Origin of the sequence: Citrobacter sp. Ca225, assembly GCF_030337175.1 — a bacterium.
Taxonomy (GTDB): domain Bacteria; phylum Pseudomonadota; class Gammaproteobacteria; order Enterobacterales; family Enterobacteriaceae; genus Citrobacter_A; species Citrobacter_A amalonaticus.
Window position 1 is genome coordinate 1 of the sequence record NZ_JAOWCD010000087.1, and the last position, 19282, is coordinate 19282.

Here is a 19282-nt window from a genome sequence, read left to right on the forward strand (position 1 = left end):
TGGGTCATCATGACGCCTGCTTCGGCCAGCCAGCGATTGATGGTCTTGAACAATTGACGGGCCAGTTGATGCTGCTCGAGCAGGTGGCGGAAATTCATGATGGTGGTGCGATCCGGCAGGGCGCTATCCAGGGATAATCGGGCAAACAGGCGCATGGAGGCGATTTCGTACAGGGCATCTTCCATGGCACCGTCGCTCAGGTTGTACCAATGCTGCATGCAGTGAATACGCAGCATGGTCTCCAGCGGATAGGGCCGTCGGCCATTGCCCGCCTTGGGATAAAACGGCTCGATGACAGCGGTCATATTCTGCCATGGCAGAATCTGCTCCATGCGGGAGAGGAAAATCTCTTTTCGGGTCTGACGGCGCTTAGTGCTGAATTCACTATCGGCGAAGGTGAGTTGATGGCTCATGATGTCCCTCTGGGATGCGCTCCGGATGAATATGATGATCTCATATCAGGAACTTGTTCGCACCTTCCTTAGCCCAACTCATCATAACCCCTGTAAGTGATGTGCATAGAAAAATAAATGCAGCATTAACAAAATTATGTTTGGATGTGTAACCGTTAAGACTGTTCATGCTATTTTTGTCTATTTATTAATTGCAGTGAATAATAAAACAACTTGAATCATTCATTTGCTTTTTTAATATGATTCTACAATGCAGAATAAATATCATTTTCTCTTGTCAACTAAATATGCCACCAATAACGCCTGGGTGACATGGGGAAAGCTATTTTTATGTCATTGGCGAAAGGAAGGAAATGATTTTTTCGCCATGGTTTACGATACAGGAATGTATTAGCGTACCTGGATTTTCGGCAGCGTCCACGCTGTTTACCTTCGACTCAAGATACCGAGTCCATATAAAAAGAGTATCAGGTACAAACAGGGCAAGTGCCGTATTCCTTCATGCTTTAGCAACAAACCATCATTACGTAACGCAGGGTTACTGTTGACAACATTAGTCACTCGCAGGCAGACTTCAGGCCCATCATTATCTTCCGGATAATGCGTAAGCGTTTGACGTTATCCAACGCACCTTAATCCTGACGGTCAGGTGGAGGGGGCGTGGCGTTTCCTCGCCTTACTCTGCATTCTGGAGTAACGCATGACAGCAGTAACCCATAAAGAAAAAACATCTGCAGCGAACACATCGCTTTTTCGTATCGCGTTTGCGGTCTTTTTGACCTACATGACGGTCGGCCTGCCGCTACCCGTCATTCCACTTTTTGTTCATCATGAACTGGGCTATGGCAATACGATGGTCGGTATCGCCGTGGGGATTCAGTTTCTCGCAACCGTCTTAACACGCGGCTATGCCGGGCGACTCGCCGATCAGTACGGCGCCAAGCGTTCTGCGCTGCAGGGCATGTTTGCCTGCGCGCTGGCGGGCGGCGCGTGGCTACTGGCAGCACTCTTACCCGTTTCTGTACCGATCAAATTCGCGTTATTAATCGTCGGACGGCTGATCCTCGGCTTTGGGGAAAGCCAGTTACTGACCGGAACCCTGACCTGGGGACTGGGTCTGGTGGGGCCGGCACGTTCCGGTAAAGTGATGTCGTGGAACGGGATGGCAATTTACGGTGCGCTGGCGGCAGGGGCGCCGCTGGGTCTGCTGATCCACAGCCATTTTGGGTTTGCGGGTCTTGCGGGCACGACAATGGTGTTACCGCTGCTGGCATGGGCATTTAACGGAACGGTGCGTAAAGTACCGGCACATGCGGGTGAACGTCCCTCACTGTGGAGCGTAGTAGGGCTTATCTGGAAACCGGGTCTGGGCCTCGCGCTGCAAGGCGTGGGATTTGCCGTGATCGGCACCTTTATCTCTCTCTATTTTGCCAGCCACGGTTGGGCGATGGCGGGCTTTACGCTGACTGCGTTTGGCGGAGCCTTTGTGATCATGCGCGTGCTGTTTGGCTGGATGCCGGACCGCTTTGGCGGGGTCAGGGTGGCTATCGCTTCTCTGCTGATCGAGACCGTTGGGCTGGTCTTGCTCTGGCTGGCGCCGACGGCCTGGTTTGCGCTGCTCGGTGCGGCATTAACCGGAGCGGGGTGTTCGCTGATCTTCCCGGCGCTCGGCGTTGAAGTGGTGAAACGCGTACCGTCACAGGTCCGCGGGACCGCGCTGGGGGGGTATGCCGCATTTCAGGATATCTCTTACGCGGTCACTGGTCCGCTGGCGGGGTTGCTTGCCACGTCCTGTGGCTATCCATCCGTGTTTCTTGCCGGTGCGATTTCAGCGGTGCTGGGGATTGTGGTGACGCTACTGTCGTTTCGCCGGCGCTAGATGACCAGCCAGAAAATCAATAACGCGACCAGCAGGGCGATAAACAGCAGTCCGGGACGCGCGGTGAACGAGCGCAGCGTATCGATAACCGGTGTAAACGGACTATAAATCGGTTGAATGTGGCGGGGATCGTTTAATTCCCGATCGCGCTCGACGCGGCGCAGGAAGATCTGATTCAGGAGATCCTGCACTTGCGCGGTGGTCAGCACCGTCTGCGGTTGAATTTGCCAGGTCTGCTGGGCGTAATCTTTCAGGTTGAGCAGTTCATCGGCTTCCAGCGGTTGCTTGAGCGCCGCCTGTAGCGATTGCAGGGTAGGGGCGTGTTGCAGACTCAGGGTTTGACGCGCCTGCAGCCAGGTCGCCAGATGGGTGAACTGTTTTGCCGGGATCAGCTCACCGCTTTTCACGCCAGAAAGTTCCAGCATTGATTGCCAGATCAGCTTGCTGGATTCCCCCGTTGCGGCGGCCAGTTTGGTAACCAGTTGATTTAACGTATTGTGTTCGGCTGGCAGTAGCGGGCGATCGGTCGCCGGGCGCTGCTGCGGCTGCGGGATCGACAACTGTCCCTGCTGTAAAAGCGTTAGCACGTTCTTAAGCTGTTCCGGTTTGAGTTGGCTGAGCGCCGTTTGTCCGTACTGCTGACGAATAAAATCGCTGACCGCCTGGCGGTTATTTCCCTGAGTCAGTAATTCTGTCAACTGTGAAAGCACCTGGCGGTTGGCATGATTTTGTTGGGCCACACCGAGGCGCTGGTTGAGATTTTGTTCCGCCGCAGGGAAATGGCGCGACAGCAGTGGAGTATCGCTTTTTACGCCGAGATCGTGCTTCATACCTGCCCACACTTCCGCACTTTGCTGTTGCGTCAGTGAAATCAGGCGCGTTATCAGGCGTTCCAGTACGGTCCGCTGTTGCGTGGAGAGCGGTTGTTCGCCCGCCGTGGAAACCGCAGGTTGCCCTTCACCGGGAGGGCGTGCGGGAGTACCGGAAATGGGTTGCATCATCACTTATCCTTAAACCATCAATCTTAGCAAAGTATGCCTGGCGGCCAGATTATGGCACACTTGCCCGGTTAACTCTCGTTCTCAAACAGGTACGACAGACGTGAAAATTCTCGTTGATGAAAATATGCCTTATGCCCGCGAATTGTTTAGTCGTCTGGGTGAGGTCAAAGCGGTTCCCGGACGTCCCATCCCTGTCGCTGAGCTGGATGATGCCGATGCGTTAATGGTGCGTTCGGTCACCAAAGTGAACGCGTCGCTGCTGGAAGGGAAAGCCATCAAGTTTGTGGGTACCGCAACTGCGGGTACCGACCATGTGGATGAGGACTGGCTCAGGCAGGCGGGCATCGGATTTTCAGCGGCACCAGGCTGTAACGCCATTGCGGTGGTGGAATATGTGTTCTCCGCGCTACTGATGCTGGCAGAACGTGACGGATTCGCGCTGCGCGATCGTACAGTCGGGATTGTCGGTGTAGGTAACGTCGGTGGACGCCTGCAGGCGCGACTGGAAGCGCTGGGGATCCGCACGCTGTTATGCGATCCACCCCGTGCGGATCGCGGGGACGAGGGCGACTTCCGCTCGCTTGATGAACTGGTTCAGGAAGCGGATGTCCTGACATTCCACACGCCGCTGTTTAAAGAAGGGCCTTACAAAACGCTGCATCTGGCCGATGATGCGCTGATTTCTCGTCTGAAACCGGGCTCTATTCTGATTAATGCCTGTCGTGGCGCCGTGGTGGATAACGCCGCGTTGCTGGCGCGTCTTAAAGCCGGACAGGATCTGAGTGTGGTTCTGGATGTCTGGGAAGGCGAGCCGGATCTGAATGTCGACCTGTTGAACACGATCGATATCGGCACCGCGCACATTGCGGGCTACACGCTGGAAGGCAAAGCGCGCGGCACCACGCAGGTCTTTGAAGCATATAGCGCATTTATCGGTCATGAGCAGCGTGTCGCACTGGATACCTTGCTGCCGGCCCCGGAATTTGGCCGTATTACGCTGCATGGTCCGTTGGATCAGCCGACGCTGAAAAGACTGGTGCATTTGGTGTATGATGTGCGCCGCGACGATGCGCCGCTGCGCAACGTTGCCGGAATACCGGGTGAATTTGATAAACTGCGCAAAAATTACCTCGAGCGTCGTGAATGGTCCTCACTGTATGTGATGTGCGACGACGCAGATGCGGCGGCGTTACTGTGTAAACTGGGTTTTAACGCAGTTCATCACCCGACACGTTAATGTCTTCTTAATGCCCCCTGACGAATAATCGGCAGGGAGGCTTATGCTTTTCTGGAGTAAACCACCATGTCTGAAGGCTGGAATATTGCCGTCCTCGGCGCGACGGGCGCCGTTGGCGAAGCGTTGCTTGAAACCCTGGCTGAACGTCAGTTCCCGGTTGGGGAAATTTTTGCGCTGGCACGTAATGAAAGCGCAGGCGAACATCTGCGCTTTGGTGGTAAGTCAGTGATTGTGCAGGATGCGGCCGAATTTGACTGGACGCAGGCGCAACTGGCCTTTTTCGTTGCTGGCGTTGAGGCCACGGCGGCCTGGGTTGAAGAGGCGACAAACGCGGGCTGTCTGGTCATTGATTCCAGCGGTCTGTTCGCGCTTGAACCCGACGTTCCGCTGGTGGTGCCGGAAGTGAACCCGTTCGTGCTGGCGGACTATCGCAATCGCAATGTGATCGCCGTGCCGAACAGCCTGACCAGCCAACTGCTGGCCGCGCTGAAACCGCTTATCGATCAGGGTGGGCTTTCTCGCATCACCGTAACCAGTCTGCTTTCGGCATCTGCGCAGGGTAAAAAAGCGGTCGATGCACTGGCCGGACAAAGCGCGAAACTGCTGAACGGGATCCCCATCGATGAAGATGATTTCTTTGGTCGCCAACTGGCGTTCAACATGTTGCCGTTGTTGCCGGATCGCGAAGGCAGCGTGCGTGAAGAGCGGCGGATCGTCGATGAAGTACGCAAAATCATGCAGGATGATGGGTTGTTGATCTCGGCAAACTGCGTACAGTCACCGGTGTTTTACGGTCACGCGCAGATGGTGGCATTTGAAGCGCTGCGTCCACTGGCTGCCGAAGAGGCGCGTGATGCCTTTTCCCGCGGCGAAGACATTGTACTGTCAGAAGAGAGTGAATTTCCGACCCAGGTGGGCGACGCTTCAGGCAGCGCGCATCTGTCTGTGGGCTGCGTGCGTAACGATTACGGCATGCCGGAACAGGTTCAGTTCTGGTCCGTGGCGGATAACGTCCGCTTTGGCGGCGCGCTGATGGCGGTGAAAATTGCGGAAAAACTGGTGCAGGAGTACCTGTACTGATGTCTGACCAGCTACAACCGCCGGTGTATAAAATTGCGCTGGGCATCGAGTATGACGGCAGCAAATATTATGGCTGGCAGCGTCAGAATGAAGTCCGCAGTGTGCAGGAAAAGCTGGAAAAGGCGCTTTCACTGGTCGCCAATGAGCCGATTAACGTCTTTTGCGCCGGGCGCACCGATGCCGGTGTGCACGGCACCGGACAGGTTGTGCATTTTGAAACCACCGCGCTGCGTAAAGATGCGGCCTGGACATTGGGTGTAAATGCGAATTTGCCTGGTGACATTGCGGTGCGATGGGTGAAAGCTGTACCGGAAGATTTTCACGCGCGATTCAGCGCCACGGCTCGCCGATATCGTTACATCATCTACAATCACCGGTTACGTCCGGCGGTGTTAGGCAAAGGGGTGACGCATTATTACGAGCCGCTGGACGCCGAACGCATGCATCGTGCGGCGCAGTGTCTGATTGGCGAAAATGACTTTACGTCGTTTCGCGCCGTCCAGTGCCAGTCGCGCACGCCGTGGCGCAACGTGATGCATATTAATGTGTCGCGCCATGGGGCGTATGTGGTGGTCGATATCAAAGCGAATGCCTTTGTACATCATATGGTCAGGAACATTGTTGGCAGCCTGATGGAAGTAGGCGCCCACAACCAGCCGGAGAGCTGGATAGCAGAGTTGTTAGCGGCAAAGGACAGAACGCTCGCAGCGGCAACGGCGAAGGCCGAAGGACTGTATCTGGTTGCGGTGGACTACCCTGACCGGTTTGACCTTCCTAAACCGCCTATGGGCCCGCTCTTTCTGGCGGACTAATTCGAGTCGTATAAAGGCACAACTATGGACCTGATTTACTTTCTCATCGATTTTATCCTGCACATTGATGTGCACCTGGCGGAACTGGTCGCAGAGTACGGCGTCTGGGTTTACGCAATTTTGTTCCTGATTTTGTTCTGTGAAACCGGACTGGTGGTCACGCCGTTCCTGCCGGGGGACTCCCTGCTGTTTGTGGCGGGGGCGCTGGCGTCGCTGGGCACCAACGATCTCAATGTGCACCTGATGGTGGTGTTGATGCTGATTGCCGCGATTGTCGGGGATGCGGTGAACTACACTATTGGTCGCCTGTTCGGCGAGAAGTTATTCAGTAACCCGGACTCGAAGATTTTCCGCCGTAGCTATCTGGACAAAACACACCAGTTTTACGAAAAACACGGTGGAAAAACCATCATTCTCGCCCGCTTTGTGCCGATTGTCAGAACATTTGCACCGTTTGTGGCGGGAATGGGGCATATGTCGTATCGTCATTTTGCGGCGTATAACGTGATAGGGGCACTGTTGTGGGTTCTGCTCTTTACCTATGCCGGTTACTTCTTCGGCACCATTCCGATGATTCAGAACAACCTTAAGTTGCTGATCGTCGGGATTATTGTGGTATCGATCCTGCCGGGCGTGGTGGAAATTGTTCGCCATAAACGCGCAGCGTCACGTGTAACAAAATAGAAACTAACTCAGCGGTTCGACCACTTTTTTGTCCAAAGTTTCGGGCTGTTATGTTTTAATGTGCAACATTCATGGTCTGTTGGGGGCAAAAATGGCATTATGCGCCCCCACGGCAAAACTGGAACACACCAGGTTCAGGCAGAAAGGTCATAAATGAGCTGGATTGAACGAATTAAAAGCAACATTACTCCCACCCGCAAGGCAAGCATTCCTGAAGGGGTGTGGACTAAGTGTGATAGCTGCGGTCAGGTTTTATACCGTGCTGAGCTGGAACGTAATCTTGAGGTCTGTCCGAAGTGTGACCATCACATGCGTATGTCGGCGCGTAACCGCCTGCATAGCCTGTTAGATGAAGGAACGCTGGTGGAGCTGGGTAGCGAACTCGAGCCGAAAGACGTGCTGAAGTTCCGTGACTCCAAGAAATACAAAGACCGTCTGGCGTCCGCGCAAAAGGAAACCGGCGAGAAAGATGCGCTGGTCGTGATGAAGGGTACGCTTCACGGCATGCCGGTTGTGGCAGCGGCATTTGAGTTTGCTTTCATGGGCGGCTCGATGGGTTCTGTGGTCGGCGCACGTTTTGTCCGTGCCGTTGAACAGGCGCTGGAAGATAACTGCCCGCTGGTATGCTTCTCCGCCTCCGGCGGCGCGCGTATGCAGGAAGCGCTGATGTCGCTGATGCAGATGGCGAAAACCTCTGCGGCGCTGGCAAAAATGCAGGAGCGCGGTCTGCCGTACATCTCCGTGCTGACTGATCCAACAATGGGCGGCGTCTCTGCAAGCTTCGCGATGCTCGGCGATCTCAACATTGCTGAACCGAAAGCGCTGATCGGCTTCGCGGGTCCGCGCGTTATTGAGCAAACCGTACGTGAGAAACTGCCGCCGGGATTCCAGCGCAGTGAGTTTCTGATCGAAAAAGGCGCTATCGATATGATCATCCGCCGTCCGGAGATGCGCCTGAAACTGGCGAGCATTCTGGCGAAGCTGATGAATCTGCCGGCGCCAAATCCGGATACTCCGCGTGAAGGCGTGGTGGTGCCGCCGGTGCCGGATCAGGAACCCGAGGCCTGATAACTGAAAAGGGCAGGGCCACAGGCGCTGCCCTTTTGCTTTTCTCAACGTAACGATTTCACGGGCATCATGAATAACAAACGTATTCCTAAAGCCACGTCGCCCCTGGCCTCGTGGCTTTCTTATCTGGAAAACCTCCACGCGAAAACGATCGATCTGGGCCTTGAGCGCGTAAGCCAGGTGGCTGCGCGACTGGGCGTACTGAAGCCTGCGCCGTTTGTCTTCACCGTGGCTGGCACTAATGGCAAAGGCACGACCTGCCGGACGCTGGAGTCGGTATTGACGGCGGCGGGATATAACGTCGGGGTATACAGTTCGCCGCATCTGGTGCGTTACACTGAACGTGTGCGTGTACGTGGCAATGAACTGCCCGAATCGGCTCACACTGAATCCTTTGCCGAGATCGAAGCGGCGCGTGGGGACATCTCGCTGACCTATTTCGAATACGGCACTTTGTCTGCATTGTGGCTGTTTAAGCAGGCACAACTGGATGTGGTGATCCTGGAAGTTGGGCTGGGTGGACGACTCGACGCGACAAATATCGTCGATGCCGATGTTGGCGTAGTCACCAGCATCGCGCTGGATCATACCGACTGGCTGGGGCCGGATCGTGAAAGCATTGGCCGTGAAAAGGCCGGTATTTTCCGTGCGGGAAAACCGGCGATTGTCGGCGAACCCGAAATGCCTTATACCATCGCCGATGTCGCACTGGAGAAAGGCGCGCGGTTACAGCGTCGTGGCGAGGACTGGCAGTTTACGGTAACGGAGACGGGCTGGTCCTTTAGCGATCGCCACGGTAGCCTGGTGAATTTACCGCTGCCACAGGTGCCTCAACCTAATGCGGCGACTGCGCTGGCGGCACTGCGCGCCAGCGGCCTGAACGTCAGTGAGCAGGCGATTCGCGACGGGATTGCCCGGGCGATTCTACCAGGACGTTTCCAGATTGTGAGCGAGTCGCCGCGCGTCATTCTTGATGTCGCGCATAATCCTCATGCGGCGGAATATCTCACCGGACGGCTGAAAATGTTGCCGAAAAAGGGGCGCGTTCTTGCCGTTATCGGTATGCTACATGATAAGGATATTGCGGGAACGTTGGCCTGGTTGAAAAGCGTGGTCGACGACTGGTATTGTGCTCCGCTGGAAGGCCCCCGGGGCGCAACGGCAGAACAACTGCTGGAACATCTCGGTAAAGGCAGTGTCTATGACAGTGTCGCGCTGGCATGGCATGCGGCGCTGGCAGACGCGAGACCAGAAGATACCGTACTGGTGTGCGGTTCATTTCACACGGTTGCACATGTCATGGAAGTGATGGACGCGGGGAGAATCGGTGGCGAGTAAGTTTCAGAATCGTTTAGTCGGCACGATCGTGCTGGTCGCGCTGGGCGTCATTGTGTTGCCCGGGCTGCTCGACGGGCAGAAAAAACATTATCAGGATGAATTCGCGGCGATCCCGCTGGTCCCGAAACCGGGCGATCGCGATGAGCCGGATATGATGCCAGCGGCAACGCAGGCTTTGCCGACTCAGCCGCCAGAAGGGGCGGCGGAAGAGGTACGGGCAGGCGATGCGGCGGCACCGTCGTTGGATCCGTCACGCTATGCTTCAGCGAATAATCCTGAGCTTGATTCGACGCCAGCGCCGGTAGAGCAGCCCAAACCAAAACCGGTTGAAAAGCCGAAGCCGCAACCGAAGCCGCCTGTAGAGGCAACGCCTGCTCCGGTTCCCGCTCCTGCGCCAAAACCGGCGGCAGAAGAGAAACCGGCGCCAACGGGTAAAGCCTACGTTGTGCAGTTAGGGGCGCTGAAAAATGCCGATAAGGTCAATGAGATCGTGGGTAAACTTCGTGCCGCAGGTTTCCGGGTATATACTTCTCCGTCAACGCCAGTACAGGGTAAAATAACCCGTATTCTCGTGGGGCCGGATGCATCACGCGACAAGCTGAAAGGCTCGCTCGGCGAGCTGCAGCAAATCTCCGGATTAAGCGGAGTGGTGATGGGGTACAGCCCGAACTAAGTGAGGGTTGCCTGATGACAGCGCTCGGCGTCTTATCAGGCTTCCCACCTTGTTGTATGTCGGCCGGATAAGGCGTTTACACCGCCATCCGGCAGTGCCCGAAGAGGCATAAAACGGTATGGCGTTGAAGTTTTTTTCAGCGCCATTTTTATTTACGCGCGGGAAGGAAATCCCTACGCAAACGTTTTCTTTTTCTGTTAGAATGCGCCCCGAACAGGACGACAGGGCGTAAAATCGTGGGACACATATGGTCTGGATTGATTACGCCATTATCGCGGTGATTGGTTTTTCCTGTCTGGTTAGCCTGATCCGTGGCTTTGTTCGTGAAGCGTTATCGTTGGTGACATGGGGTTGTGCTTTCTTTGTCGCCAGCCATTACTACACTTACCTGTCTGTCTGGTTTTCGGGCTTTGAAGACGAACTGGTTCGAAACGGGATTGCCATCGCGGTGCTGTTTATCGCGACGCTGATCGTCGGCGCCATTGTGAACTACGTGGTAGGGCAACTGGTTGAGAAAACCGGTCTGTCAGGTACCGACCGGGTTCTGGGGGTCTGTTTCGGGGCTCTGCGCGGCGTGTTGATTGTGGCTGCTATTCTGTTCTTTCTCGACACCTTTACCGGCCTGTCGAAAGGTGAGGACTGGAGTAAGTCACGGCTGATCCCGGAGTTCAGTTTCATCATCAGATGGTTCTTTGACTATCTGCAAAGCTCGTCAAGTTTCTTGCCCAGAGCATAAGCGTTGGGTTGTAGCTTAACGAGGAAAAAGACGTATGTGCGGTATTGTCGGTATCGCCGGTGTTATGCCGGTTAACCAGTCGATTTATGACGCCTTAACAGTGCTTCAGCATCGTGGTCAGGATGCCGCTGGCATTATCACCATCGATGCAAATAACTGCTTCCGTTTGCGTAAGGCAAACGGTCTGGTGAGTGATGTTTTTGAAGCTCGCCACATGCAGCGTATGCAGGGCAACATGGGCATCGGTCATGTGCGTTATCCAACGGCTGGCAGCTCCAGCGCCTCTGAAGCTCAACCTTTCTACGTCAACTCCCCGTATGGCATCACGCTTGCCCACAATGGCAACCTGACCAATGCCCACGAACTGCGTAAAAAGCTGTTTGAGGAGAAGCGCCGTCACATCAATACCACCTCAGATTCTGAGATCCTGCTCAATATCTTCGCCAGTGAACTGGATAACTTCCGTCACTACCCGCTGGAAGCAGACAACATTTTTGCCGCGATTGCCGCGACCAACCGCCAGATCCGCGGCGCGTATGCCTGTGTGGCGATGATTATTGGTCACGGTATGGTTGCCTTCCGTGACCCGAACGGTATCCGTCCGCTAGTGTTGGGTAAACGTGATGTCGGCGACGGTCGCACCGAATATATGGTGGCGTCTGAAAGCGTCGCGCTGGATACCCTGGGCTTTGAATTCCTGCGTGACGTTGCGTCGGGCGAAGCGGTTTATATCACGGAGAAAGGGCAGCTATTCACCCGTCAGTGTGCCGAAAACCCGGTCAGCAATCCGTGCCTGTTCGAGTATGTTTACTTCGCGCGTCCGGATTCCTTCATCGACAAGATTTCCGTTTACAGCGCCCGTGTGAACATGGGTACCAAGCTTGGCGAAAAAATTGCTCGTGAGTGGGAGGATCTGGATATCGACGTGGTCATCCCGATTCCAGAAACCTCCTGCGATATCGCGCTGGAAATTGCGCGTATTCTCGGCAAGCCGTACCGTCAGGGGTTTGTGAAAAACCGCTACGTTGGTCGTACCTTTATCATGCCGGGACAGCAGCTGCGCCGTAAGTCCGTACGCCGCAAACTGAACGCCAACCGCGCGGAGTTCCGCGATAAAAATGTTCTGCTGGTGGATGACTCCATTGTGCGCGGCACCACCTCAGAGCAGATTATTGAGATGGCACGTGAAGCCGGGGCGAAAAAGGTCTATCTGGCCTCTGCGGCACCAGAGATTCGCTTCCCGAACGTGTACGGCATCGATATGCCTACTGCAAACGAACTTATTGCGCATGGTCGTGAAGTGGATGAGATTCGCCAGATCATCGGCGCAGACGGTCTTATCTTCCAGGACCTGGATGATCTGATCGACGCGGTCCGTACCGAAAACCCGGATATCCAGCAGTTTGAATGTTCCGTGTTTAACGGCGTATACGTTACGAAGGATGTAGATCAGCAGTATCTCGATTTTCTCGATTCCCTGCGTAATGACGATGCCAAAGCAGTTCAGTTGCAGAACGAAGTTGAAAACCTCGAGATGCACAACGAAGGGTAATCTCTGACCTGCCAGGGGGCGAATCCCGCCCCCTGACTTGCAACTCCCCATAAAATCCTGCAAAGTCAGCCCAGAAGTCAGACAGGGCGATAAATCATGAAGCGACTCATTATTGGTATTTCGGGTGCCAGCGGCGCCATTTACGGCGTGCGGCTGCTCCAGGTGTTGCGCGATGTACCGGATGTTGAAACGCATCTGATCATGAGCCAGGCCGCCCGCCAGACGCTTTCTCTCGAGACTGACTTATCGCTGCGTGATGTTCAGGCGCTCGCGACCGTGACGCACGATGCGCGCGATATTGCCGCCAGCATCTCCTCCGGCTCTTTTCAGACCGCCGGAATGGTCATTCTGCCGTGCTCAATTAAAACGCTTTCTGGCATTGTCCATAGCTATACCGATGGCCTGTTGACCCGCGCGGCAGACGTGGTGTTAAAAGAGCGCCGCCCACTGGTGCTGTGCGTTCGGGAAACGCCGCTCCATCTGGGGCATTTGCGCTTAATGACCCAGGCAGCGGAAATTGGTGCGGTCATTATGCCACCGGTTCCGGCGTTTTATCATCGTCCACAGACGCTGGATGATGTGATAAATCAGACAGTTAATCGCGTCCTCGATCAGTTTGATATCGCCCTTCCGCAGGACCTTTTTACCCGTTGGCAGGGTGCATAATATTGCCCCGTCGGCGGGCCTTTTTGCATCAATTGCCCTGAAACAGGGCAATTTTGTAACCGCGATCATATCCTCAACATTTAATTCGCTAAATCCATCTGAAACGCTGCGGTTCATCCGTCAGACCTGCTATCTTCAACATCAGGACAATATTGCAACGTTTTATTAACATATTTAACGTCGAATATCCCGAGCGGCGCGAAAATGGCATAAGACCTGCATGAAAAAGCCTGCAAACGCACAACACAACGTAAAACATAATAAAGTCATTCCACTTGAGGGTTATGTATGAAGAAGTCAATTCTCGCTCTGTCATTGCTGATTGGTCTATCTGCTACTGCATCCAGCTATGCAGCGCTGCCGCAAACGGTGCGCATTGGCACGGATACCACCTACGCTCCGTTCTCTTCAAAAGATGCCAAAGGCGACTTCATCGGCTTTGATATCGATTTGGGCAATGAGATGTGTAAGCGTATGCAGGTCAAATGTACCTGGGTCGCCAGTGATTTCGATGCACTGATCCCGTCGCTCAAAGCGAAGAAAATTGATGCCATTATCTCTTCGCTCTCCATAACCGATAAGCGCCAGCAGGAAATTGCCTTCTCCGACAAACTGTACGCGGCGGATTCGCGTCTGATCGCGGCGAAAGGCTCCCCGATTCAGCCAACGCTTGACGCGCTTAAAGGTAAGCACGTTGGCGTGTTACAAGGCTCCACTCAGGAAGCCTATGCCAATGACACCTGGCGTAGCAAAGGCGTGGATGTGGTGGCCTACGCAAACCAGGATTTGATTTACTCTGACCTGACGGCGGGCCGTCTTGATGCGGCATTGCAGGACGAAGTTGCCGCCAGTGAAGGTTTCCTCAAACAGCCTGCGGGCAAAGACTTTGCTTTTGCCGGCCCTTCCGTGAAGGATAAAAAGTACTTCGGCGACGGTACAGGCGTCGGTTTACGTAAAGACGATACGGAACTGAAAGCTGCCTTTGATAAGGCGCTGGCCGATCTGCGTCAGGATGGCACTTACGACAAGATGGCGAAAAAGTATTTTGACTTTAACGTCTACGGCGACTGATACCTGAATACGGGGGACCTGACTGCACCGTTTGGGTTAGCCATAGCGGTGCGTGACGGGTTGAATGCACCATTATGGTGCAATTATGGCGGTTGAACAGAGCGGAAGTGCATATTTAAGCGCTTTTCATGCAAAATAAACCGGGGACAGGGCAGAATGTTTTGCCTTGTCGACCCGATTAATGGCACGATAACTGCACCTGGTCCTGTAAACATCCCCTATAAAAGACAGTCTGTTGAGGATAGTTATGAAAAAACTGGTGTTATCTCTTTCTCTGGTCCTGGCTTTCTCCAGTGCTACCGCAGCCTTTGCCGCCATTCCACAAAAAGTTCGTATTGGTACCGATCCAACCTACGCCCCGTTTGAGTCGAAGAATGCGCAGGGTGAATTGGTGGGTTTTGATATCGATCTGGCGAAAGAGCTGTGCAAACGTATTAATACGCAATGTACCTTCGTTGAGAACCCGCTGGATGCGCTGATCCCGTCGTTAAAAGCGAAGAAAATCGACGCTATCATGTCCTCGCTTTCGATTACTGAAAAGCGTCAGCAGGAAATCGCCTTCACTGACAAACTTTATGCAGCTGACTCGCGTCTGGTCGTGGCCAAGTCATCAGACATTCAGCCGACCGTTGAGTCGCTGAAAGGCAAACGCGTCGGTGTGCTGCAGGGCACCACTCAGGAGACGTTTGGTAACGAACACTGGGCGCCAAAAGGCATTGAGATTGTGTCGTATCAGGGGCAGGACAATATTTACTCTGACCTGACTGCGGGGCGTATTGATGCTGCATTCCAGGACGAAGTTGCCGCAAGCGAAGGCTTCCTGAAACAACCCGTTGGCAAAGATTACAAATTCGGCGGCCCGTCTGTGAAAGACGAAAAACTGTTTGGTGTAGGGACCGGCATGGGTCTGCGCAAAGAGGATAACGAACTGCGTGAAGCCCTGAACAAAGCGTTTGCAGAAATGCGCGCTGACGGAACTTACGAGAAGCTGGCGAAGAAATACTTTGATTTTGATGTTTATGGCGGTTAATCCCCGCAGGTGCAGATAAAGCCCAGGACGTGATGATGAACCGGTTTTATGCTTGATGGCACTGCGCTTATCCGGCCTACAGGTGATTGCTGTAGGGCGGATAAGGCTACGCCGCCATTCGGCATAACAGGTAGCACCATCACGTCAAAAGAGGCTTCTAACTCGCCACTCACGACAGGACAGGCAGCATGTTGTACGGGTTTTCAGGTGTTATTTTACAGGGCGCAATTGTCACGCTGGAACTGGCTCTCAGTTCCGTGGTGCTGGCCGTTCTGATCGGCCTCGTCGGTGCGGGGGCTAAACTCTCGCAAAACCGGGTGACGGGGCTTATTTTCGAAGCTTATACCACCCTCATTCGCGGGGTGCCGGATCTGGTGCTGATGCTGCTGATTTTTTATGGCCTGCAGATAGCACTCAACACATTAACCGATGCGATAGGCATCAGTCAGATTGATATCGACCCGATGGTCGCTGGTATTATTACGCTCGGTTTTATCTATGGCGCGTATTTTACAGAAACCTTTCGTGGCGCTTTTATGGCGGTACCAATAGGACATATTGAAGCCGCTACCGCTTTCGGTTTTACCTCTTCACAAATTTTCCGCCGTATTATGTTTCCGGCAATGATGCGCTACGCGCTGCCGGGGATTGGGAATAACTGGCAGGTGATCCTCAAAGCGACGGCGCTGGTCTCGCTGCTCGGTCTGGAAGATGTGGTCAAAGCCACGCAACTGGCCGGAAAGAGCACCTGGGAGCCATTCTATTTCGCCATCGTCTGCGGGCTTATCTATCTGGTATTTACTACGGTTTCCAATGGTGTGCTGCTGTTCCTTGAGCGCCGTTACTCCGTCGGTGTGAAGAGGGCTGACCTGTGATTGAGATAATTCAGGAGTACTGGAAATCCCTGTTGTGGACGGATGGCTACCGGTTTACGGGGGTGGCGATTACGCTGTGGCTGCTGATTTCCTCCGTGGTGATGGGCGGCATTCTGGCCGTTTTTCTGGCCATTGGTCGTGTTTCCAGCAACAAATTCATCCAGTTTCCCATCTGGCTGTTTACCTATATTTTTCGCGGGACGCCATTGTACGTTCAGCTACTGGTGTTCTATTCAGGGATGTACACGCTGGAGATAGTCAAAGGCACCGATTTTCTGAACGCTTTCTTCCGCAGCGGTCTGAACTGTACCGTTCTGGCGCTGACGCTGAACACGTGCGCCTATACCACAGAGATTTTCGCCGGGGCCATTCGCTCTGTTCCGCACGGTGAAATTGAAGCCGCGCGCGCGTATGGCTTCTCCTCATTCAAAATGTATCGTTGCATTATTTTGCCTTCGGCGTTGCGTATCGCGTTACCCGCGTACAGCAACGAGGTCATTTTAATGCTGCACTCCACGGCGCTGGCGTTCACGGCAACGGTTCCGGATCTGCTGAAAATCGCCCGTGATATTAACTCGGCGACCTACCAGCCCTTTACCGCTTTCGGTATTGCCGCCGTGCTGTACTTAATCATATCGTATGTCCTGATAAGCCTGTTCCGCCGTGCGGAAAGGCGCTGGTTGCAGCATGTTTCCTCTAAATAATTCGGGTAACACGATGTCTGAGAATAAATTAAACGTTATCGATTTGCACAAACGCTACGGCGAACACGAAGTGCTGAAAGGGGTTTCACTGCAGGCCAACGCCGGAGATGTGATCAGTATTATTGGCTCATCCGGCTCCGGGAAAAGTACTTTTTTGCGCTGCATAAACTTCCTCGAAAAACCGAGCGAAGGGTCGATTGTGGTCAACGGCCAGAACATCAACCTGGTGCGTGACAAAGACGGTCAGCTTAAGGTAGCGGATAAAAATCAGCTTCGTTTACTGCGAACCCGCCTGACGATGGTGTTTCAGCACTTTAACCTGTGGAGCCACATGACGGTGCTGGAAAACGTCATGGAAGCGCCAATTCAGGTGTTGGGTCTGAGCAAACAGGAAGCCCGTGAACGGGCGACCAAATACCTGGCGAAAGTCGGCATTGATGAGCGTGCACAGGGGAAATACCCGGTGCATCTTTCCGGTGGTCAGCAGCAGCGAGTGTCGATTGCGCGCGCCCTGGCGATGGAGCCGGAAGTGTTGCTCTTTGATGAACCAACCTCGGCGCTGGATCCTGAACTGGTCGGCGAGGTGCTGCGTATCATGCAGCAACTGGCCGAAGAGGGGAAAACGATGGTGGTGGTGACGCACGAAATGGGCTTTGCCCGCCATGTCTCCAGCCACGTGATTTTCTTGCATCAGGGGAAAATCGAAGAAGAAGGCAATCCAGAGCAACTCTTCGGTAACCCCCAAAGTCCACGCCTGCAACAGTTCCTGAAAGGATCGCTGAAGTAACGGGTTCAGGCGTATCGTTAAGGTAAGCCGGGAAAGGCAACAGCCTCCCGGCTTTTTTTGCGAGTGACTTTCCGTAAGCCCTGAAAATATTGCAGACCAGCGCATTTACCCTGGATTCATCACCGCAAAGCGCAATGTCTGTTGGTGTCGCAGACGATTAACGCGCGTAACGTCATGTCATCGACTCACAGGGATGATGGTATGGCCATGACAACAGCTAAGGTTACAGCGCATGATGCGGTCTTTAAAACGTTCATGTGCCACCCGGACACTGCCAGAGATTTCCTGGAATTCCATCTGCCTGCTTCATTGCGGCAACTTTGCGATCTGGACTCGCTGAAACTCGAGTCAGGTAGCTTTATTGAAGAGAATTTCCGTGCGTATTATTCCGATGTTCTTTGGTCGTTAAAGACGGCGGAAGGAGAGGGCTTTATCTATGTGGTGATTGAACATCAAAGTTCACCCGATGCTCATATGGCATTCCGACTGATGCGCTATGCCATGGGGGCAATGCAACGTCATCTCGATGCCGGACATAAAAAACTGCCATTGGTGATCCCGATGTTATTTTATCACGGCGCGGTGACGCCCTATCCCTTCTCCTTGTGTTGGCTGGATGAATTTGCCGATCACTCTACGGCAAGACAGCTCTATACCGCTGCCTTTCCTCTGGTTGATATCACGGTTGTGGCGGATGATGACATTATGCAGCATCGACGGATAGCGCTCCTGGAGTTAATGCAAAAGCATATCCGCAAGCGTGATTTAATGGGCTTGATGGAGCAATTAGTTGCCCTGTTGATTAAGGGTTACGCTAATGACAGCCAGTTGAAAACGCTGTTTAATTATATGATGCAAACCGGTGACGCCGCGCATTTTAGTGAGTTTCTTGCCGAGGTTGCCCAGCGTTCACCCCACCACAAGGAGAGACTAATGACTATCGCCGACAGATTGCGTCAGCAGGGGTTAGATCAGGGGATTCAACAGGGCAAACGCGATGAAGCCCAGCGGATTGCACGTATGATGCTGGCAGATGGGATTGATGCCCACACCGTCGCCAGGATAACCGGTCTTCCCGTTGACGAGCTTACCGCTACGCGCGCCTGAGACTTTCTTGCGTCGATGAACGGTTAACCTCACGCCATCTCCAGACGGTATCCCCAGTCGTCATAGTGGATACCGTTGATCTCAAACGCTTTCTCCAGCACCTGCGTACGCACAAATCCCAGTTTTTCCAGCAGGCGGACTGAACCCCGGTTCTCGGCAAGCACCCAGGCGTTGATGGCTTTCACGCCAGCTTCGCGGAAGGCATAGTCGCAGACGGCACGAACGGCCTCACTGGCGATACCGCGTCCCTGGACGGCGGGAATAACGCAATAACCGATGTCAGCTTCCTGCGGAAAATGATGACTGATTTGTAAGCCAATGTCGCCCAGCGGTGTGACATCGTGATGCTGGCGGATCACGAAGGTGTGTTTTGAGGTAAGACGACGCGCAAACAGCAAACGCGTTTCGCGTTCCGGGCAGAGGTTGCCCATAAAACGCATGATGTCCGGATTTTCACGAAGCGCGAGGAAAAAGGGCCAGTCTGTGGGTTGAAACGGGGAAAGCGTCAGTCGTTCGGTTGTGAGTCGTGCCATAAAATCGCCATTCCGGGAGCCAGTGAGACTACCTTA

General features: G+C 54.0%; 19 protein-coding genes and 1 pseudogene. 17 read left to right on the plus strand and 3 right to left on the minus strand.

The genetic code is table 11. The features are described from left to right. Positions 1-413 (minus strand): annotated as a pseudogene (locus OGW13_RS15990) (IS5-like element ISKpn26 family transposase); the annotation flags it as partial. Positions 414-1113: 700 nt separating this feature from the next. On the opposite strand from OGW13_RS15990, the gene OGW13_RS15995 reads away from it, so the two are divergent. Beyond that, the gene (locus tag OGW13_RS15995; protein ID WP_196010723.1) at positions 1114-2292 is read left to right on the plus strand and encodes an MFS transporter; all 1179 of its coding nucleotides are present in this window, start codon (positions 1114-1116) and stop codon (positions 2290-2292) included. On the opposite strand, the gene flk is transcribed toward OGW13_RS15995, so the two are convergent. Continuing rightward, positions 2289-3290, minus strand: coding sequence for a flagella biosynthesis regulator Flk (flk, locus tag OGW13_RS16000; RefSeq protein ID WP_043001872.1), 1002 nt, complete (start codon positions 3288-3290; stop codon positions 2289-2291). The two genes, OGW13_RS15995 and flk, sit on opposite strands and share 4 nt — an antisense overlap. Positions 3291-3393: 103 nt before the next feature. Here flk and pdxB point away from each other — a divergent pair, with 103 nt between their 5' ends. From pdxB to OGW13_RS16080, 16 genes are all read left to right on the plus strand, one after another. Further along, positions 3394-4530 carry a 4-phosphoerythronate dehydrogenase PdxB gene (gene pdxB / locus OGW13_RS16005; RefSeq protein ID WP_042999991.1) on the plus strand — a complete coding sequence of 379 codons (1137 nt, stop codon included), beginning with the start codon at positions 3394-3396 and terminating at the stop codon, positions 4528-4530. Positions 4531-4596: 66 nt separating this feature from the next. After that, positions 4597-5610, plus strand: coding sequence for an aspartate-semialdehyde dehydrogenase (locus OGW13_RS16010; RefSeq protein WP_042999992.1), 1014 nt, complete (start codon positions 4597-4599; stop codon positions 5608-5610). Further along, entirely contained in the window at positions 5610-6422 is an 813-nt protein-coding gene (gene truA, locus OGW13_RS16015) for a tRNA pseudouridine(38-40) synthase TruA (RefSeq protein ID WP_042999993.1), read from the plus strand. Before OGW13_RS16010 ends, truA begins: the two co-directional genes overlap by 1 nt. Before the next feature lie 24 nt (positions 6423-6446). Then, positions 6447-7106, plus strand: a complete 660-nt coding sequence (locus tag OGW13_RS16020; protein WP_042999994.1) for a DedA family protein — start codon at positions 6447-6449, stop codon at positions 7104-7106. Positions 7107-7259: 153 nt separating this feature from the next. Then, entirely contained in the window at positions 7260-8174 is a 915-nt protein-coding gene (accD, locus tag OGW13_RS16025; RefSeq protein ID WP_042999995.1) for an acetyl-CoA carboxylase, carboxyltransferase subunit beta, read from the plus strand. Between the two features lie 69 nt (positions 8175-8243). Beyond that, positions 8244-9512: a bifunctional tetrahydrofolate synthase/dihydrofolate synthase gene (gene folC, locus OGW13_RS16030; RefSeq protein ID WP_054175961.1), complete on the plus strand. Its 1269-nt coding sequence runs from the start codon at positions 8244-8246 to the stop codon at positions 9510-9512. Next, the gene (gene dedD, locus OGW13_RS16035) at positions 9502-10185 is read left to right on the plus strand and encodes a cell division protein DedD (protein ID WP_042999997.1); all 684 of its coding nucleotides are present in this window, start codon (positions 9502-9504) and stop codon (positions 10183-10185) included. Before folC ends, dedD begins: the two co-directional genes overlap by 11 nt. A 247-nt stretch (positions 10186-10432) precedes the next feature. Beyond that, entirely contained in the window at positions 10433-10921 is a 489-nt protein-coding gene (gene cvpA, locus OGW13_RS16040; RefSeq protein WP_042999998.1) for a colicin V production protein, read from the plus strand. Between the two features lie 34 nt (positions 10922-10955). Beyond that, positions 10956-12473 carry an amidophosphoribosyltransferase gene (purF, locus tag OGW13_RS16045; RefSeq protein ID WP_042999999.1) on the plus strand — a complete coding sequence of 506 codons (1518 nt, stop codon included), beginning with the start codon at positions 10956-10958 and terminating at the stop codon, positions 12471-12473. 96 nt (positions 12474-12569) lie between these two features. Continuing rightward, a complete protein-coding gene (locus OGW13_RS16050) occupies positions 12570-13139 on the plus strand; it encodes a UbiX family flavin prenyltransferase (RefSeq protein WP_109740430.1) in 570 nt (189 codons plus the stop codon). A 288-nt stretch (positions 13140-13427) separates the two neighbouring features. Then, positions 13428-14210, plus strand: a complete 783-nt coding sequence (gene argT / locus OGW13_RS16055; protein ID WP_043000001.1) for a lysine/arginine/ornithine ABC transporter substrate-binding protein ArgT — start codon at positions 13428-13430, stop codon at positions 14208-14210. Positions 14211-14457: 247 nt separating this feature from the next. Further along, complete coding sequence (gene hisJ, locus OGW13_RS16060) at positions 14458-15240, plus strand: histidine ABC transporter substrate-binding protein HisJ (protein WP_044258497.1); 783 nt, start codon at positions 14458-14460, stop codon at positions 15238-15240. Between the two features lie 188 nt (positions 15241-15428). Further along, a complete protein-coding gene (locus OGW13_RS16065) occupies positions 15429-16115 on the plus strand; it encodes a histidine ABC transporter permease HisQ (protein WP_043000003.1) in 687 nt (228 codons plus the stop codon). After that, positions 16112-16819: a histidine ABC transporter permease HisM gene (hisM, locus tag OGW13_RS16070; protein WP_043000004.1), complete on the plus strand. Its 708-nt coding sequence runs from the start codon at positions 16112-16114 to the stop codon at positions 16817-16819. Before OGW13_RS16065 ends, hisM begins: the two co-directional genes overlap by 4 nt. 13 nt (positions 16820-16832) lie before the next feature. Next, a complete protein-coding gene (hisP, locus tag OGW13_RS16075) occupies positions 16833-17606 on the plus strand; it encodes a histidine ABC transporter ATP-binding protein HisP (RefSeq protein ID WP_043001873.1) in 774 nt (257 codons plus the stop codon). Between the two features lie 207 nt (positions 17607-17813). Further along, positions 17814-18713, plus strand: coding sequence for an Rpn family recombination-promoting nuclease/putative transposase (locus OGW13_RS16080; RefSeq protein ID WP_502874028.1), 900 nt, complete (start codon positions 17814-17816; stop codon positions 18711-18713). A 29-nt stretch (positions 18714-18742) separates the two neighbouring features. On the opposite strand, the gene OGW13_RS16085 is transcribed toward OGW13_RS16080, so the two are convergent. Continuing rightward, the gene (locus OGW13_RS16085; RefSeq protein ID WP_125340006.1) at positions 18743-19246 is read right to left on the minus strand and encodes a GNAT family N-acetyltransferase; all 504 of its coding nucleotides are present in this window, start codon (positions 19244-19246) and stop codon (positions 18743-18745) included. Between the last annotated feature and the right edge of the window lie 36 nt (positions 19247-19282).

Excerpts from the sequence above, each read along its gene's own strand:
- OGW13_RS15995 (WP_196010723.1), top strand. The coding sequence starts at position 1,114 with ATGACAGCAGTAACCCATAAAGAAAAAACATCTGCAGCGAACACATCG.
- flk (WP_043001872.1), bottom strand. The coding sequence starts at position 3,290 with ATGCAACCCATTTCCGGTACTCCCGCACGCCCTCCCGGTGAAGGGCAA.
- OGW13_RS16010 (WP_042999992.1), top strand. The coding sequence starts at position 4,597 with ATGTCTGAAGGCTGGAATATTGCCGTCCTCGGCGCGACGGGCGCCGTT.
- truA (WP_042999993.1), top strand. The coding sequence starts at position 5,610 with ATGTCTGACCAGCTACAACCGCCGGTGTATAAAATTGCGCTGGGCATC.
- OGW13_RS16020 (WP_042999994.1), top strand. The coding sequence starts at position 6,447 with ATGGACCTGATTTACTTTCTCATCGATTTTATCCTGCACATTGATGTG.
- accD (WP_042999995.1), top strand. The coding sequence starts at position 7,260 with ATGAGCTGGATTGAACGAATTAAAAGCAACATTACTCCCACCCGCAAG.
- folC (WP_054175961.1), top strand. The coding sequence starts at position 8,244 with ATGAATAACAAACGTATTCCTAAAGCCACGTCGCCCCTGGCCTCGTGG.
- cvpA (WP_042999998.1), top strand. The coding sequence starts at position 10,433 with ATGGTCTGGATTGATTACGCCATTATCGCGGTGATTGGTTTTTCCTGT.
- purF (WP_042999999.1), top strand. The coding sequence starts at position 10,956 with ATGTGCGGTATTGTCGGTATCGCCGGTGTTATGCCGGTTAACCAGTCG.
- OGW13_RS16050 (WP_109740430.1), top strand. The coding sequence starts at position 12,570 with ATGAAGCGACTCATTATTGGTATTTCGGGTGCCAGCGGCGCCATTTAC.
- argT (WP_043000001.1), top strand. The coding sequence starts at position 13,428 with ATGAAGAAGTCAATTCTCGCTCTGTCATTGCTGATTGGTCTATCTGCT.
- hisJ (WP_044258497.1), top strand. The coding sequence starts at position 14,458 with ATGAAAAAACTGGTGTTATCTCTTTCTCTGGTCCTGGCTTTCTCCAGT.
- OGW13_RS16065 (WP_043000003.1), top strand. The coding sequence starts at position 15,429 with ATGTTGTACGGGTTTTCAGGTGTTATTTTACAGGGCGCAATTGTCACG.
- hisP (WP_043001873.1), top strand. The coding sequence starts at position 16,833 with ATGTCTGAGAATAAATTAAACGTTATCGATTTGCACAAACGCTACGGC.
- OGW13_RS16080 (WP_502874028.1), top strand. The coding sequence starts at position 17,814 with ATGACAACAGCTAAGGTTACAGCGCATGATGCGGTCTTTAAAACGTTC.
- OGW13_RS16085 (WP_125340006.1), bottom strand. The coding sequence starts at position 19,246 with ATGGCACGACTCACAACCGAACGACTGACGCTTTCCCCGTTTCAACCC.